The sequence below is a fragment of the Streptomyces amritsarensis genome (assembly GCF_001953875.1).
In the GTDB taxonomy this organism is placed as follows: Bacteria; Actinomycetota; Actinomycetes; order Streptomycetales; family Streptomycetaceae; genus Streptomyces; species Streptomyces amritsarensis.
Window position 1 is genome coordinate 162,332 of record NZ_MQUR01000002.1, and the last position, 15,090, is coordinate 177,421.

The following is a 15,090-nucleotide window of genomic DNA, read 5'->3' on the forward strand; positions in this document are numbered from 1 at the left end:
GGCAGCACCCCGCCTTCGCGCACTTCCGCCCACACGGTCACTCTGTGCGATCACACAGGCGGGTTCCGGCCAGTCGGTGACACAGCTCACGCGAACGCCCATGCACGGATTTGCCGATTCCGGCGTCTATCGGGTTGCCGGGCCCCACCCCCGCCGTCCGGCAGCAGATCCGCCGTAAGGGAGTGAGCCTTGATCACTGTCATCGAGCAGGCCGCGCAGGCCCGTCTGGTCGCAACCGCGCCGAAGGTCGAGACCGTTCCCGTCACCCTCTGTTACGACCGGGCGGATCCGTTCGCCGTGCGCATGGCCTTCCCCGCGCCGGCCACGCTGGAAGGCGTCGCGGTCTCGTGGACCTTCTCGCGCGAGCTGCTGGAATCCGGGCTGGACCGCCCGTCCGGGTGCGGCGATGTGCGCGTACGGCCGTACGACGGGGACCGGACCACGATCGAGTTCCACGCGGTGGAGGGCGTCGCGATCGTCCTGATGCTGACGGCCGAGCTGCACAGGTTCCTGGAGCGGGCCGCGGCCGTGGTCCCGCCCGGTCTGGAGCACCTCTACCTCGACATGGACCACAGCCTGGCCGAGCTGATGCGCGACACCTGCTGATCCACCCCGCCGTAAATCGATTGCGGGCGGCCGGGGGCCGCCCGTAGCTTCGTTGACGCCCCATCGCCGTCGAACGGAGCAGGACGTTGCTCTTCTGAGGTCCGAGACACCGACCAGCGCGACCACCCCGGTCACCCGCGGCCACCGCGGTCACCGCGGCCGTCGAGACCCCGTGATCCCCGCCATCGCGGCCATCACGGCCCTCACGGCCCTCACGGCCCTCACGGCCACGGTCGCCGTCACTGCCGCGATCGCGTTCGCGATCCGAGCGTCGGCTGTCTCCCCGCGTTGCACGCACCATCCACGCAACCTGGAGGCCTCCATGAGTCACGCCCCTGCATTCATCACCTGCTCCGCCCTGTCCTTCGACTGGCCCGACGGAACCCCGGTGTTCGACGGGTTCCAGCTGGCCGTCGGCCCCGGCCGCACCGGCCTGATCGGACTCAACGGGAGCGGCAAGTCCACCCTGTTGAAGCTGATCGCGGGTGAACTGACCCCGTCCGAGGGCCAGTCGTCCGTCGCCGGCTCCGTCGGCTACCTCCCCCAGACCGTCACCCTCGACACCGCCCTGCGCGTGGACGAGGCGCTCGGCATCCGCACCGCTCGCGCCGCACTCCACGCCATCGAGGCGGGCGAGGCCACCGAGGCGAACTTCGCCGCCGTCGGCGACGACTGGGACGTGGAGGAGCGGGCCCTGGCCACGCTCGACCAGCTCGGCCTCGCCCGGATCGGCCTGGACCGCACCGTCGGCGAGCTCTCGGGCGGCGAGTCCGTCCTGCTGCGCCTGGCCGCCCTGCTGCTGGACCGTCCCGACGTCCTGCTGCTGGACGAGCCGACCAACAACCTGGACCTGCGCGCCCGGGGCCGCCTGTACGCGGCCGTCGAGTCCTGGTCCGGGGTGATGCTCCTGGTCAGCCACGACCGCGAACTGCTGGAGCGGGTCGACCAGATCGCCGATCTGCGCGACGGCGAAGTCCGCTGGTACGGGGGGAACTTCACCGACTACGAGGAGATGCTCGCCGCCGAGCAGGACGCGGCCGAACGGATGGTCCGCGTCGCGGAGGCCGACGTACAGCGGCAGAAGCGCGAACTCGCCGACGCGCAGGTCAAATTGGCCCGGCGCAAGCGCTACGGCCAGAAGATGTACGAGACCAAGCGCGAGCCGAAGATCGTGATGGGCGCGCGCAAGCGCGCGGCACAGGAATCGGCCGGCAAGCACCGGATCATGCACACCGAGAAGCTGGCCCAGGCGAAGGAACGCCTGGACCAGGCGGTGGAGGCGGTCCGCGACGACGCCGAGATCCGCATCGAACTGCCCGCCACCCTGGTCCCGCCGGGGCGGCGTGTGCTGACCCTCGGCGATCTGCGCCTGCCGCACGGGGCCCGTGTTCCGGGCGAGTGGGAGCTGCGGGGTCCGGAGCGGATCGCGCTGGTGGGCCGCAACGGCTCGGGCAAGACCACCTTGCTGGGCACGATCGCGGGGCAGCTCGCACCGAAGTCCGGGACGGCCGAGACGCATGTGACCACACGGTTCCTGCCGCAGCGGCTGGACGTGCTGGACGATGACCGATCGGTCGTGGAGAACGTGGCGCGGTTCGCCCCGCAGGCCACCAACAACCTGATCCGGGCCCGCCTCGCCCACTTCCTCTTCCGGGGCGGGCGGGCGGACCGGCCGGCCGGCACCCTGTCGGGCGGCGAGCGGTTCCGGGCGGCACTGGCGGCGCTGCTGCTGGCCGAGCCCGCCCCGCAGCTCCTCATGCTGGACGAGCCGACGAACAACCTCGACCTGTCGAGCGTGCGGCAGCTGACCGATGCGCTGGAGTCGTACCGGGGTGCGCTCGTCGTGGCGAGCCACGACGTGCCGTTCCTGGAGTCGATCGGGGTCACGCGCTGGCTGCTGCTGGACGGCGAGCTGCGGCCGACCACGGCCGAGGAGGTCCGGGAGGCGCTGTGGCACGGCTGACCGGCTGACGCGTGCGGCGTTCGCGGGTTCCCCTCCCCGCCCGAGGTGCGTCATACAGGGCGCGATGGTTGCTCTGTGTGTAACTTACGCTACACACCGTAGCGAAACTCGGGCAGCGGGAAGGGGAGCCGTGCCACCCAGGAGCACACCCACCGCCAGACAGCGGCGCCTCGGCTCCGAGCTGCGCAGGCTCCGCGAGGAGTCGGGCACGTCGGTCCAGTGGGCGGCGGCGCTGCTGGGGGTCGACCGCACCCGGATCCCGAACATCGAGTCGGGCCGGATCGGCATCAGCGCCGAACGCGTCCGCACCCTCGCCCGCCACTACGGCTGCCGGGACCCCGAGCTCGTGGACCTCCTCGCGGCGATGGCGCAGGAGCGGCACAAGGGGTGGTGGGAGCGGCACCGGGGAACCCTGCCGCCCGGCCTGCTCGACATCTGCGAGCTGGAGCACCACTCGGTCCGGCTGCACACCGCGGTGACCACGCACATACCCGGACTGCTCCAGACCGAGGCGCACGCGCGGGCGGTCTTCGGCGCCGCCGACCCGCCGCTGCCGGAGGCCGAGCTGCAGGCCCGGCTCGCGCTGCGGATGAGCCGGCAGCAGGTGTTCGCGCGGGAGCGGCCGCCGCTGTTCGAGGCGGTGGTGCACGAGGCGGCGCTGCGGATGCGGTTCGGCGGGACCGGAGTGGTCCGGGAGCAGTTGCAGCACGTACTCGCACAGTCGGAGCGGGAGCGTACGACGGTCCTGGTCATCCCGTTCGGCGTCGGCGGCCTCCCGGGATCCGGGCAGTCCTTCACGTACGCCGCGGCGGCGCTGGGCCGGCTCGACACCGTGCAGCTGGACAGCTCGCACGGCTCGATGCTCGTCGACTCGGACGCGAAGCTGGCACGGTACCGGGGGCTGCTGGAGCGGCTGCGCTCCCTGGCCCTGCCGGCGGCCGCCTCCCGCGACTTCATCCGCGCCGTCGCGCGGGACCTGTGACCGGCGCGGGGTCCGGGGCCCCGGCCCCGGTCCGGGTCCGGGTCCGGCGGGGAAACCGGGGAATCCGGAGAAACCGGGAGACCGAAGAGAACCGGAGAGCGACATGAAAACGTCCGAGACCGCTTCGACCGTCCGCACGCACATCGCGTGGTCGGAGCCGTTCTGCAGCGAGGGCGCCAACTGCTTCCGCTTCGGCCGCGACGCCGCCGGGCGGGCGTACATCGGGACGACGGGGTCCGGTGCGCACGTGTCCGATTCCGTCGAGGCACTCCGCGCGCTGGTATCGGCCGTCAAGGCGGGGGCCGCCGACCACCTCCTGGCGTGATTTTGCCCGTCCACTTCCCCTCCTGAGCCCTCCCAAACTGCACAGATAACCGGATGTAACCGGACATAGGCACCCGGGGGGCTTGGCTGGCCTTGATGTCGGGCTTAACCTACGACTCCGTAGGCTACGGAACCGTAGGTAATTCGCTTTGCACCCAGGAGTACCCGTGACGATCACCTCTCCCCACCTCGGCAGCTCGGAGGCGTGGACCGACGCCAAGCTGCTGTACGCGCTGGAAGAGGTGGTCGAAAAGGAGCTCAACCGCCACCTTCAGGTCACCAAGGACTGGATGCCCCACGAGTACGTTCCGTGGAGCGACGGCCGCAACTTCCCCGGCTTCTTCGAGGACGGCGAGGCCTGGGACCCGCAGCAGTCCAAGGTCACCGACATCGGCAAGATCGCGCTGGTGGTGAACCTGCTGACCGAGGACAACCTCCCCAGCTACCACCACGAGATCGCGACGCTCTTCGGCCGCAACGGGGCGTGGGGCACCTGGGTGCACCGCTGGACGGCCGAGGAGGGCCGCCACGGCATCGTGATGCGCGACTACCTGCTCGCCTCGCGCGCCGTGGACCCGGACAAGCTGGAAGCGTTCCGGATGCAGCACATGTCGGAGGGCTTCGAGTCCGACAACCGCCACTCCATGCTGCACTCCGTGGCGTACGTGGCCTTCCAGGAACTCGCCACGCGCATCTCGCACCGCAACACCGGCCACCAGTCCGGCGACCCGGTCTGCGACCGCATGCTGGCGCGCATCGCGCAGGACGAGAACCTGCACATGATCTTCTACCGCAACCTGCTGGGCGCGGCCTTCGAGATCGCCCCGGACCTGACCATGCAGGCGGTGCGGGACGTCGTCGTCAACTTCCGGATGCCCGGACACGGCATGCCCGGCTTCGAGCGCATGGCCGCGCAGATGGCCATCGGCGGGGTCTACAACCTGCGCATCCACCACGACGACGTGCTGGCGCCGGTCCTGCGCTTCCTCAAGGTCATGGACATCGCCGACCTCGGCCCGGAGGGCCAGAAGGCCCAGGACGAGCTCGGCCTGTTCATGAACGGCCTCAACGCCGAGGCCACGAAGTTCGACGAGAAGCTGGCCGCCCGCGCCGCGCGCCTCGCGGCCCGCAAGGGCTGACCGATTTCCGCCCGCTCGGGCGAGTGACGCCGATTGCCCTGGCAGAGCCGCGCTCTGCCAGGGTTTCGCGTCATGACGTCACTCCAGGTGGACATCGACCAGCTGACCCGTTTGACCCGCGCCCTGGACTCCTCACTGAGCTCCATGCGGGAGGCCCGGCGGGCCCTGGACCACCTACGGCCCGACCAGCTGGGCACGGCGGATCTCGATGCGGCGTGCGACGGCTTCCAGGAACGGTGGGCCTACGGCACCCGGGAGCTGACCAAGCGGGTCAAGGCCGTACGGGAGGGCGTCGACCGCAGCGCGGCGGACTACGCGGAACTGGAGCAGGCCGTCCGCGCGGCCTTCCTCCGCGCGGCGGCCACCCGTGGCTGAGCACGCGGCGCTGGGCTTCGACCCGGCCCCCGGGAATCCGGCCGCCGTCCTGGCCCTGACCAAGAAGCTGGGCGCGTCGGCGAAGTCGCTGGACGAGGCCTCCCGCGTGGTGACGGACCTCGTCTCGCACAGCTCGTCCTGGCAGGGCGAGGCGGCGACCGCCTTCCGCGCCGCCCTCTCCCGGGACCTCCCCCGCTACCTGGCCTCGGCCCACACCTCCCTGGCGGAGGCCGCCCGCCGGCTCACGGGCTGGCACGACACGCTGGTCGCGCACCGCGAGCTGGCCGCACGGTACGAGGCCCTGGCCGCGGCGGCGAAGACCGACGAGGCCCTCACCGACGCCCGCCGCCTGGCCCGTGAACTGGCCGCCGAACACGCGGCGGCGGCCCGCCGGGTGGCCGCGGCGCTGAACGCCGCGACGGACAAACTGGCCCCGAAGGAACCGGGCCTCCTGGCCTCGATCTGGCGCAAGATCACCGAAGACCCGGCGGACGCCCTCTCGAACGCCTCGGCAATCCTGGGCGCGATCGGCGCCGGCGTAGCCCTCTTCTTCCCCCCGGCGGGCCTCGCGATCATGCTGGTGGGCAGCGGCCTGTCCTTGGCCGCGCTGGCCATGCACACCTCGGACCCGAAGTTCCGCAAGTCCCTGACGGACGGCTTCACCAAGGGCCAGTTCGACGCGGACTTCTGGAAGAGCAGCGTGACCCTCCTGGGAGACACCGCCGGCTCCGTCCCCGGCGTGGCGGCAATCGCCTCCGGTGCCAAAGCGGGCACGGCGGCAGCCCGCGCGGCCATGGCGGCCTCCCCGGAGGCCAGCGCCCTGACGGGCCTCGCACCGGGCGCCACGGCCTTCCGGCAAGCGGCATGGTCCACGGCCGATGATGTGCGCCAGGTGGAAAGCCCGCTCACAGGATGGGCGATGCGGACATCAACTCAGGAGACACGTGACCGGGTGGGTGTGGTTGTCGCCGGTACGGGAGCGGTGACCGCCGGGTTCGACTACGGGCCTGACAACGAGAACGTTGAACACAGCTCCACAGCGGTGGACGGCACCCGAGGAATCCTCGACGACGCGCCCACAGCGATCAAGAGGTCCGGGCACGTCTGGTCGGTGCTGAGGCCATGACACATCAGCGCTCCGCACCGCCGGTCTGGTTCCGTCTGCCTCCCGGCTTTCATGACATCGGCCCTGGCGACAGGCCGGCATTGCACGCATTCGCCGAGGCTCTGGGAAGCAGCGGTGCCCACCAGGAACTGTCCAAACTGATGGACGGTCTCGAAAAGCTCGCGGACCACGATGTCGTGCACACCGCGATCGGATTTCATCCCGAGGAGCCCGTCGGCGTAGCAACGTCGCTGTTCTCTTTGGCCGTGCGGCCGACCGGACAGCCCAACCCTCGACTGACCGTGGCACGTACGGCGCTGGCCATCGCGCGCTCGCCACACTGGACCCGCTCGATCCGCCGGTTCATCGATCTGCCGTCCGGGCTTCCCTGCTGCCTGGTTGCGGGCACCATCTCCGTGCCCGATGTGGAGCATCGTCTGTTTCAGGCCAGAGTTGCGACTGTGTACCCGGACGGACTCCACCTACTCGTCTTCGACATCACCAGCGCTTCAACCCAGCACGCTGAGGCATACACGGACATTCTCGAGGCGGTCGCTGGCACCGCCCTCTTCGCCGACCCGGAGTCAGGTACGTCGAAGGCGGGCGGGTCCTCCCGCCTCTTGGAGGTACTGCTGTGAGCCTGTCGCTCGCCAAGGTGGCCTGGGACCATCCGCTCACCCCCGTCGGATACAGGCGGTTGGTCATCCGCCGTCTCGGCTGGGTACTCAGTCTGGGCGGTCCTCCACTGGTGGCACTGGCCTGCATCGACCGCGTCCCCCATGCAGGCATGGCCTGTGCCCTGATCACCCTGCTCGTTGCGCCCTACCTGCCCTGGGTGGCCATCGCCTACGTCAGGCGCCACCGGGTCAAGGCCGTACTGCGGTCCTACCCCTGGCGCGAGTGGCCGTGCCGGCACCCGGTCCGCCCGCCCGGGAGCCCGGCGACGATCGTCATCGTCTTTCGGGAGGACCTCACGGCCACGCTGCGGATCCTGCCGTTCCCCATCGCGCTCGCGCAGTTGGAGAACGACCACCCCGACCGGATCTGGTTCGCGGGCGACCCCCGCTTCGGCGGGGTCGTGTCGCCCGTCGGGGGGCATTACCCCGTGCGGGTCGTGCCCCACACGCCGCGGCGCGAGGAGTGCGGTGGCGAGGGGTTCGAGCTCGCGCGGCGGGTGGGGTTGGTCCGGGCGAGCGGGAAGGCCACGCGGACGTGAGTCAGCGGCGGCGCAGGGCGAGCCGCTCCGCCTCCGAGAGGCCGCCCCAGACGCCGAAGCGCTCGTCGTTGGCCAGGGCGTACTCCAGGCAGGCCGCCCGCCCCTCGCACGCCCCGCAGAGCCGCTTCGCATCGCGCAACGAGGAGCCCGGCTCCGGGAAGAAGAAGCCCGGGCCGGTCTGGGCGCACAGGGCGAGTTCGTACCAGGCGGCGGTGTCGGTGGCTGCGGCAGAGGTGTTCGTAGACATGCCGCAGATACTGGTGAGCGCCGATGGACGTCCGCTATACGCCTGATCAACAGGACGTGTGCGGCCCCTCCCGAGAGCATCGCACCCCGCACTGACAGCGGCGCTCTCCCGCCCCCGCGGGTGAGCATGCGGCGGGCGTAGCCGGGCGCCGGACGTGCCCGGTCCCGGCTGTCAGGGGCGGACTTCTCCGAGCCACTCCTGTGACGGGGCGCGGCGGCGGCCGGGGTGGTCAGTCCTCCTGTTTGGCGCGGCTGGGCTGGACGCGCTTGGGCTCGCCCGGCATTTTCGGGTAGTCCGGGGGGTACGGCAGGTCGCCCATGCCGTGTTCGTGTTCGTCGCGGGCCGCGAGGTCCAGTACGGCGTCCAGGGCGAAGGCGTGGTCGTCCATGTCCGCGTGCACATCGCCCAGTTCCGCGAAGCGGGCCGGCATCGTCACGATGTCGAAGTCCCGCGGCTCGGCGTCGTCCACCTCGTCCCAGCGCAGCGGCGCCGAGACCGGGGCGTGCGGGCGGGGGCGGACCGAGTAGGCGGAGGCGATCGTGCGGTCCCTTGCCGTCTGGTTGTAGTCGACGAAGATCCGCTCGCCGCGCTCCTCCTTCCACCATTTCGTCGTGACCTTGCCCGGCATGCGGCGCTCCAGTTCCCGGCCGAGAGCGATGGCGCACCGGCGGACCTCGGTGAAGGTCCAGCGCGGTTCGATCGGGACGAAGACGTGCAGTCCCCGGCCGCCGGAGGTCTTGGGCCAGCCGCGCAGGCCCAGCTCCTCCAGCAGGCCGCGCAGCTGGTGGGCGGCGGCCACCGCGTGGCGGTAGTCGGTGCCCGGCTGGGGGTCCAGGTCGATGCGCAGTTCGTCGGGCCGGTCGGTGTCCTCACGCCGCACGGGCCAGGGATGGAAGGTGAGGCAGCCCAGGTTGGCGGCCCACAGGACGGCGGCGGGCTCGGTCGGGCAGATCTCGTCGGCCGTACGGCCGCTCGGGAAGGCGATGTGGGCGGTCGGGATCCAGTCGGGGAGGTTCTTCGGGGCGCGCTTTTGGAAGAAGGACTCGCCCTCCACCCCGTCGGGATAGCGCTCCAGGGTCGTCGGCCGGTCGCGGAGGGCGCGGACGATGCCGTCCGCGACCGCGAGGTAGTACTCGGCGACGTGCCGCTTGGTGAGCCCGCGCTCCGGGAAGTAGACCTTGTCCGGGTTGGACAGCCGTACCGTCCGCCCGGCCGCCTCCAGCTCGATCGCATTGCCAGCAGCACCCATGTGGGCCACCGTAGGCGGGCCGGACCGCGGGCGCACACCGGGCGGGTCCGGACGTACCACCGCAGAATCGGGGGCATGGACCTGCCAGTGATGCCTCCGGTCAAACCGATGCTCGCCAAGTCGGTGGCGAAGATCCCACCCGGCATGCAGTACGAGGCCAAGTGGGACGGCTTCCGGGCCCTCGTGCATCGCGACGGCGACGAGGTCGAGGTGGGCAGCCGTACGGGCAAGTCCTTGACCAGGTACTTTCCGGAGCTGGTGGAGGCTTTCAGAGCGAATCTGCCCGCCCGCTGCGTCGTGGACGGCGAGATCGTGATCGTCCACGACGGGCGTCTGGACTTCGACCGGCTGACCGAGCGGATCCACCCCGCGCAGTCCCGTGTCGCCCTTCTGGCGGAGACGACCCCCGCCAGCTTCATCGCCTTCGATCTGCTCGCGCTCGGCGACGAGGCGCTCCTCGACGCCCCGCTCACCGACCGCCGTACCGCCTTGGTCAGGTCCCTCTCCACCACACGGCCCCCCGTCCACCTCGCGCCCGCGACCACCGATCCCGCGCTCGCGCGGGAGTGGTTCGAGCGGTTCGAGGGCGCCGGGCTCGACGGGGTGATCGCCAAACCGCTCGATCTCCCCTACCGGCCCGATGCCCGCCTCATGTACAAGATCAAGCACGAACGTACCGCCGACGTCGTCGTCGCCGGTTTCCGTTTCCACAAGAGCGGTCCGATTGTCGGATCGCTCCTGCTCGGCCTGCACGACGCTCAGGGCACGCTCCAGCACGTGGGCGTCTGCGCCGCCTTCCCCATGAAGCGCCGCGCCGAGCTGGTGGAGGAGCTCGAACCCCTGCGGATGCCCGACCCGACCGGGCACCCGTGGGCCGCCTGGGCCGAGGAGTCCGCCCACGAGAGCGCCCGGCTCCCCGGCGCGCAGAGCCGCTGGACCGGCAAGAAGGACCTCTCGTGGGTGCCGCTGCGCCCGGAGCGCGTCATCGAGGTCGGATACGACCACATGGAGGGGGACCGCTTCCGGCACACCGCGCAGTTCCGCCGCTGGCGGCCCGACCGGACGCCGGAGAGCTGCACCTACGCCCAGCTGGAGGAGGTCGTGGGCTACGACCTCGCCGAGGTGCTCGGGCAGGCCGGCTGAGACCTGCCCTGGGCGCGCGTCGGGCCCGGCGGCGGGCCGGGCCGGGCCGTCAGCCGGCCGTGAGCTTCTCCCACTCCTCCCGGTCCGGGCCCACCCCGTTCGGCGCGTAGTCCGGCCGGGCCGCCAGCCAGCGTGCCACCCGGGCCCGGACCTCCGGGGCCGCGTACGCCCGCTCCGGCGGCTCCGCCAGGTGCCGCACGCGCGCCCGCGCCCGCATCACCTCGGGGTCCTCGAGCGCGCAGTCGAACAGTGCGGCCACCTCGCGCGCCGTCCCCGTACGGCCCGCCCGCGTCGCGAAGCGCTCGCCGATGGCCGCGTCGGCGACGACCTGGAAGTCGAACCACGGCTTCAGCGTCCGCACCGCCCATTCGTGGTGGTCCACGGCGAACCGCTCCGACCCGGGGTCCCGGTGCGCCGTACGGGCCACCCTGCGCGCCGCCCACAGCGCGAGGGAGGCGCCCTGCCCGAGGGTCGGGTTGGTGTGCGTGATCGAGTCGCCGACCGGTACCAGCCCGGTCACCACCGGCCCGCGCTCGTCCACGAGTGCGCTCCAGCGGTTGTCCAGGCTCGCCGTGGCCAGTACGCCCGACAGCGGCTCGGCGCCGAGCGCCAGCCAGGCCTCGCCCGGCGGGAAGGCGCGGGCCGCCCGCTCGAAGACCGCGGGGTCGCGCAACGCCGAACGCGTGGTGTCCGAGGTGTGCACGAACAGCGTCACGGCGAAGACCCTGTTGTCGGCCGGGAAGACCGCGCACCCGGCGAAGGCGCCGCCGGTCACCGCCCAGGGCCGCCGCGGTCCCTCGTCGATCCCGTCGGGCAACCGGTACCAGCGGCAGAAGTACGCGAGTCCGGTGCGGTGCCGTTCCACGACGGGCGGGCGGCAGCCGGCCGCGCCGAGCCTGCGCTCGATGCCGCCGCGCCGGCCGCCCGCGTCCACGACGAGGTCCCCCTCGTAACTACCCGTTCCCGTGGTCACTCCTGTCACCCGGATACTGCCGTCCCCGCCTGCCCCGCCTGCCCCACGGTCTCCGCCTGCCCCGTCGGCCCCGTCGACCCCGTCGGCACAGTCGAGGGCGCGCCCGGCGCGGTCGGCCCCGGCCTGCGACAGGGTGATGAGTCCCGTGACCGGCTCGCCGTGGCGCAGGACCGCTCCCGGCTCCGCGCGCAGCGCCGTGGCCAGGGCGCTCTCCAGCACGATGCGCCGCGCCTGGAGCATCACGAGGTCCTCGTCGCCGGGCAGTTCGGGCGGCCGCACCTCGAACCAGTCCAGCTCGTGCCGCTCACGGGCGCCCAGCCGGAGCATCTCCGCGTACACGTCGGGCAGGTCGTCCCGCAGGACGTTGCGGGCGGCTCCGAGCAGCGCATGCGGCTGGACCGCCTGCGGTACGGTCGGCCGCCGCCAGCCGAAGAAGTCGCGGTCGAGCGCGGTGCCCGGGGCGCGCGTGTCGCTCTCGAAGAGTTCCGCCGTGTGTCCGCGCCGCGCCGCGAGCAGCGCGGTGGCGAGCCCGCCGATGCCGCCGCCGATGACCAGCACATGTGCCATGGAACGTCCCCCCGAACCGTTGGACCGTACGACGATCACACCGCCCAGAGCCTGCGCGTACGGGGGCGGGCCGAAACCCGCACACGTGTCCGGCACACCGCTGCCCGGCCCGCGATCCGCGGCGGCCCGGTCCCGTGCCCGCGCCCGTACGGCCGGCCGGCCGCCGCTCGTACGGCCGGCCGGGCCCCGCGGTCAGCCGCGGCCCGTACGGCCGGCCGCGCCCTCCCCGGCCGGCTCCGCCGCGCCCGCGCGACGGGCCTCCACCGCGCGCCGGGCCTCCTCCTCGATCAGGTCGGCGTTGAGGGCCGCGGCCGCCTGCGCGCCCTGGGCGGCCGCTCCCGCGACCTTCTCCAGGGGCGCGGTCACGTTGCCCGCCACCCAGACCCCGCGGAGCGCCGTGGCCCCGGTGGCCGGGTCGGAATCGACGCAACGGCCGATCACGTGGCCGTCCCGGGTCATGTCCGTGGTGGGCAGGCCCAGGCTCGTCAGGACGCCCGAACGGGCGGTGAACCGCGGGGCCACCACCAGCGCCCGGCACTCCACCGCGGCCCCGCCGGCCAGGGTCACCCCGGCCAACCGGTCGTCCGCGACGGCCAGGCCGGTCACCTCGCCCTCGACGACCCGGATCCCGAGGGCCGCCAGCAGCTCGCGGTCCTCCTCCCCCGGCGGCCAGGTGTGCGCCAGCAGCGTGGTCCGCTCGCTCCAGTGCCGCCACAGCTGCGCCTGGTGCACGGCCATCGGACCGTCGGCCAGCACCGCGACCGGCCCGTCCCCCACCTCCCAGCCGTGGCAGTACGGGCAGTGCAGCACGTCCCTCCCCCAGCGCTCCCCGAGCCCCGGCACCGCCGGCAGCTCGTCCACCAGGCCGGTGGCGACCAGCAGCCGCCGCGCCCGCACGATCGAGCCGTCCCCGCAGCGGACGAGGAAGTCCCCGTCGGACAGCCGGTCCGCGGCGACGACCGTGCCCGGCCGGATCCGCCCGCCGTAACCCTCCACCTCCGCGCGCCCCCGGGCGAGCAGTTCGGCCGGGCTCGCCCCGTCCAGGCCGAGGTAGCCGTGCATGTGCGCGGCCGGGGCGTTGCGCGGGCTGCCGGAGTCGATCACCAGCACGGAACGGCGGGCCCTGACCAGGGTGAGCGCCCCGGCCAGTCCGGCCGCGCCACCACCGACGACGACCACGTCGAACGAGTCTTCCCTTGTGTTGTCCATGTCTGCGAGGGTCTGCCCGAATCCACCATTTGACAAATGTTCTTGCCGAAGCGGCAAATGGAGTCATGGCCCCCGAGAAGCAGGACGAGGAACTCGCCGGCGTGCTCACGGCGGTGGGCCCGCGGCTGCGGGCCCTGCGCCGGCAGCGCGGCACCACGCTGGCCCAGCTGAGCGAGACCACCGGCATCTCGCTGTCGACGCTTTCCCGGTTGGAGTCCGGGCAGCGCAGGCCGACCCTGGAGCTGCTGCTTCCGCTGGCCAGGGCGCACCGGGTGGCCCTGGACGAGCTGGTCGGCGCGCCGGAGACGGGGGATCCGCGGATCCGCCCGCGCCCCTTCGTCCGGCACGGCCACACCTACGTCCCGCTGACCCGCAACTTCGGCGGGGTGCACGCCTTCAAGCAGATCCTCCCGCCGGTCGAGGGCCCGGCGCCGGTACCCGAGTTGAAGGTCCACGAAGGCTACGAGTGGCTGTACGTGCTGTCCGGGCGGGTCCGGCTGCTGCTCGGGGAGCACGACCTCGTGCTCGGCCCCGGAGAGGCCGCCGAGTTCGACACGCGCACACCGCACGCCTTCTGCAACGCCGGTCCGCAGCCCGCGGAGTTCCTCAGCCTCTTCGGCCCCCAGGGCGAACGGATCCACGTCCGCGCCCGGCCCACCACCTCTCCGGAAGGACGTCCATGAGCACCACCGGCGCAGCACGCCCCGAACGCCCCGAACGGGCCGTTCCGCAGCCGAACGCCGTCGTCGGTGTCGGCCTCGTCGTCATCGGCGCGGACGGCCGGGTGCTGCTCGGCCAGGCGCACGACGGCCGTTGGGAGCTGCCCGGCGGCAAGGTCGACCCCGGGGAGGGCTTCGAGCAGGCCGCCGCGCGGGAGCTCGCCGAGGAGACGGATCTGCGGGTGGCTCCCGAGGGCGTCCGCGTCCTGTCCGTACAGATCGACGCGAAGTCCGGCCTGACCCGGCTGACGGCGGCCGCCGTCACCACCACCGCGCAGGGCGTACCCGTCGTCACCGAGCCCCACAAGATCGCCCGCTGGGAGTGGTTCGCGCCCGTCGAGATCCCGTCGGCGCTCTACGCCCCTTCGGCGGCGGTGCTCCGCGCCTGGCGCCCCGACCTCACGCAACTGCCGGACGTCCCCTCGCACGACTACCCGACGGCGAGCACCGCCCGACACACCCCGAATGCCGGGTAGCTGATAAAATTGCGGGATTGTCCGGTTGTTTCATCGTCGAGCACGAGGACCGTGACGCCGACATGACGAAACCGCGAGCAGCCGCCCGCCGCACCCTTGTGCTGACGCCGTGCGCGGCCCTGCTCGTGGCAGGGTTCGCGCTGCCCTCGGAGCCCGGCTCGGCGGCCTCGTCCGACGCGCGCGCCGCGTCGCGCGCCGCACCGGCGGCCACGGCCGGCGCGCCCACGCCCGAGCCCTCCGGGTCCGCGCTGAAGCGGATCGACCCGGCCGCACTCCAGGCTTCCGTGGAACGCGCGGCCGAAGCGCTCATGGTGCCCGGTGCCATGGTCCTGCTCCGCACCCCGCAGGGCACCTTCCGGGCGAGCGTCGGCACGACCGAGCTCGGCACCGCCGAGCCGCCCGCCGCGGACACCCGTTTCCGGATCGCCTCCAACACCAAGACCCTGACGTCGGCGCTGATCCTCCTGCTCGCCCAGGAGGGCAGGCTCAAGCTGACCGACCCGGTGTCCGCGCACGTCCCGGGCGTGCCGAACGGGCAGAACATCACCCTCGCCCACCTGCTCACCATGCGCAGCGGGCTCTACAACTACACCGAAGCACCCGAGCTGTCGGCCTCCCTGGACGCCGAACCGGCCAAGGCCCGCACGCCTCGGGAGATGCTGGAGATCGCCTTCGCCCGTCCGCCGAACTTCCCGCCCGGACGGTCGTACGAGTACAGCAACACCAATTACGCGCTGCTGGGGCTCGTGGCGGAGAAGGCCGGCGGGCAGCCGCTGGAACGGCAGTTCCAGGAGCGG

General features: G+C 72.4%; 17 protein-coding genes. 13 read left to right on the top strand and 4 right to left on the bottom strand.

The genetic code is table 11. The features are described 5' to 3' along the window. Positions 1 to 189 precede the first annotated feature (189 nt). From ssgD to AVW11_RS01930, 9 genes are all read left to right on the top strand, one after another. On the top strand, positions 190 to 606 hold the full coding sequence (ssgD, locus tag AVW11_RS01890; RefSeq protein ID WP_030847206.1) for a spore wall synthesis regulator SsgD: 417 nt from the start codon (positions 190 to 192) through the stop codon (positions 604 to 606). 322 nt (positions 607 to 928) lie between these two features. Further along, a complete protein-coding gene (locus tag AVW11_RS01895; RefSeq protein ID WP_076043024.1) occupies positions 929 to 2,569 on the top strand; it encodes an ABC-F family ATP-binding cassette domain-containing protein in 1,641 nt (546 codons plus the stop codon). 130 nt (positions 2,570 to 2,699) lie between these two features. Next, a complete protein-coding gene (locus AVW11_RS01900) occupies positions 2,700 to 3,551 on the top strand; it encodes a helix-turn-helix domain-containing protein (protein WP_076043012.1) in 852 nt (283 codons plus the stop codon). 103 nt (positions 3,552 to 3,654) lie between these two features. Continuing rightward, the gene (locus AVW11_RS01905) at positions 3,655 to 3,876 is read left to right on the top strand and encodes a hypothetical protein (RefSeq protein ID WP_060177769.1); all 222 of its coding nucleotides are present in this window, start codon (positions 3,655 to 3,657) and stop codon (positions 3,874 to 3,876) included. 166 nt (positions 3,877 to 4,042) lie between these two features. Then, positions 4,043 to 5,014, top strand: a complete 972-nt coding sequence (locus AVW11_RS01910) for an acyl-ACP desaturase (protein ID WP_060177768.1) — start codon at positions 4,043 to 4,045, stop codon at positions 5,012 to 5,014. Between the two features lie 72 nt (positions 5,015 to 5,086). Next, positions 5,087 to 5,389: a hypothetical protein gene (locus AVW11_RS01915; RefSeq protein ID WP_076043013.1), complete on the top strand. Its 303-nt coding sequence runs from the start codon at positions 5,087 to 5,089 to the stop codon at positions 5,387 to 5,389. Next, on the top strand, positions 5,382 to 6,515 hold the full coding sequence (locus tag AVW11_RS01920; protein WP_030847187.1) for a hypothetical protein: 1,134 nt from the start codon (positions 5,382 to 5,384) through the stop codon (positions 6,513 to 6,515). Before AVW11_RS01915 ends, AVW11_RS01920 begins: the two co-directional genes overlap by 8 nt. Beyond that, on the top strand, positions 6,512 to 7,132 hold the full coding sequence (locus tag AVW11_RS01925) for a hypothetical protein (protein ID WP_143568788.1): 621 nt from the start codon (positions 6,512 to 6,514) through the stop codon (positions 7,130 to 7,132). The genes AVW11_RS01920 and AVW11_RS01925 overlap by 4 nt, the downstream gene beginning before the upstream one ends. After that, positions 7,129 to 7,710 carry a hypothetical protein gene (locus AVW11_RS01930; protein WP_030847182.1) on the top strand — a complete coding sequence of 194 codons (582 nt, stop codon included), beginning with the start codon at positions 7,129 to 7,131 and terminating at the stop codon, positions 7,708 to 7,710. Before AVW11_RS01925 ends, AVW11_RS01930 begins: the two co-directional genes overlap by 4 nt. A gap of 1 nt (position 7,711) precedes the next feature. Here the strand turns inward: AVW11_RS01930 and AVW11_RS01935 are convergent, their stop codons facing one another. Both AVW11_RS01935 and ligD read right to left on the bottom strand, forming a co-directional pair. After that, positions 7,712 to 7,957, bottom strand: a complete 246-nt coding sequence (locus AVW11_RS01935; protein ID WP_030847179.1) for a WhiB family transcriptional regulator — start codon at positions 7,955 to 7,957, stop codon at positions 7,712 to 7,714. A gap of 229 nt (positions 7,958 to 8,186) precedes the next feature. Then, positions 8,187 to 9,206: a non-homologous end-joining DNA ligase gene (ligD, locus tag AVW11_RS01940; RefSeq protein WP_060177763.1), complete on the bottom strand. Its 1,020-nt coding sequence runs from the start codon at positions 9,204 to 9,206 to the stop codon at positions 8,187 to 8,189. Positions 9,207 to 9,281: 75 nt separating this feature from the next. Between ligD and AVW11_RS01945 the strand changes: the two genes are divergently transcribed. Continuing rightward, positions 9,282 to 10,349, top strand: coding sequence for an ATP-dependent DNA ligase (locus AVW11_RS01945; protein WP_076043014.1), 1,068 nt, complete (start codon positions 9,282 to 9,284; stop codon positions 10,347 to 10,349). A gap of 49 nt (positions 10,350 to 10,398) precedes the next feature. Here the strand turns inward: AVW11_RS01945 and AVW11_RS01950 are convergent, their stop codons facing one another. Both AVW11_RS01950 and AVW11_RS01955 read right to left on the bottom strand, forming a co-directional pair. Continuing rightward, positions 10,399 to 11,889, bottom strand: coding sequence for an NAD(P)-binding protein (locus AVW11_RS01950; RefSeq protein WP_076043015.1), 1,491 nt, complete (start codon positions 11,887 to 11,889; stop codon positions 10,399 to 10,401). Positions 11,890 to 12,081: 192 nt separating this feature from the next. Continuing rightward, positions 12,082 to 13,098 (bottom strand): NAD(P)/FAD-dependent oxidoreductase, encoded by a 1,017-nt coding sequence (locus tag AVW11_RS01955; protein WP_076043016.1) that lies wholly within the window; start codon positions 13,096 to 13,098, stop codon positions 12,082 to 12,084. A 65-nt stretch (positions 13,099 to 13,163) separates the two neighbouring features. Between AVW11_RS01955 and AVW11_RS01960 the strand changes: the two genes are divergently transcribed. From AVW11_RS01960 to AVW11_RS01970, 3 genes are all read left to right on the top strand, one after another. After that, positions 13,164 to 13,781: a helix-turn-helix domain-containing protein gene (locus AVW11_RS01960; protein ID WP_076043017.1), complete on the top strand. Its 618-nt coding sequence runs from the start codon at positions 13,164 to 13,166 to the stop codon at positions 13,779 to 13,781. Next, a complete protein-coding gene (locus tag AVW11_RS01965; protein WP_076043018.1) occupies positions 13,778 to 14,293 on the top strand; it encodes a nucleotide triphosphate diphosphatase NUDT15 in 516 nt (171 codons plus the stop codon). Before AVW11_RS01960 ends, AVW11_RS01965 begins: the two co-directional genes overlap by 4 nt. A 17-nt stretch (positions 14,294 to 14,310) precedes the next feature. After that, a partial coding sequence (locus AVW11_RS01970; protein ID WP_240528108.1) for a serine hydrolase domain-containing protein occupies positions 14,311 to 15,090 on the top strand: 780 nt, incomplete at its 3' end.